The following is a 512-nucleotide window of genomic DNA, read 5'->3' on the forward strand; positions in this document are numbered from 1 at the left end:
TCGGCCTTTGCCACGTCGCTACAAAGCGAGACGCGCCGAGCGGTTCAAGACACGGACGATGGGGTTTCGCATTGACGACCAACGCAGAACGGGCCTCTCAGGCTGCCGACGTGGTGGCCATCTACCGATCTGAGGACATGGCTCAGGTGTTGGCGGCTTTGCGCCCCCTTAGCACGTCCGTCTTTGAAACCGCTCAACTTATGGAGCACCCCGTAGAGGACGGGTCGATGATCGCGGACCATTTGGTGATCGACCCAACCGAGGTAGAGTTGCCCTGCATCGTCCAGGCCGCCGACATTCCGGCAGTCATTGACGAGGCGCGGGAACTTCACGTCGGCGGCGTCCTGTTGACCGTTCAAACGCGAGGCGGGGGGATCTTAAATATGGTCCTTGTCGGCATCCCGCGCGAGGAAACCCCTCAGGCGATTGACAGCCCCAACGTCTTGCTCCGGCTGCGTCAAGCGCGCTTCGTGGAGGCGGAGTATGGAGAGTTGAAGGCCGCGCAGGTTCAG

General features: G+C 61.5%; 1 protein-coding gene. It reads left to right on the plus strand.

Features of this window, described 5'->3' with window-relative positions:
• Positions 1-71: 71 nt before the first annotated feature.
• The coding region (locus DKP76_RS18955; RefSeq protein ID WP_146198965.1) for a phage baseplate protein at positions 72-512 on the plus strand (441 nt) is incomplete at its 3' end.

Origin of the sequence: Falsochrobactrum shanghaiense, from assembly GCF_003149535.1 — a bacterium.
In the GTDB taxonomy this organism is placed as follows: domain Bacteria; phylum Pseudomonadota; class Alphaproteobacteria; order Rhizobiales; family Rhizobiaceae; genus Brucella; species Brucella shanghaiense.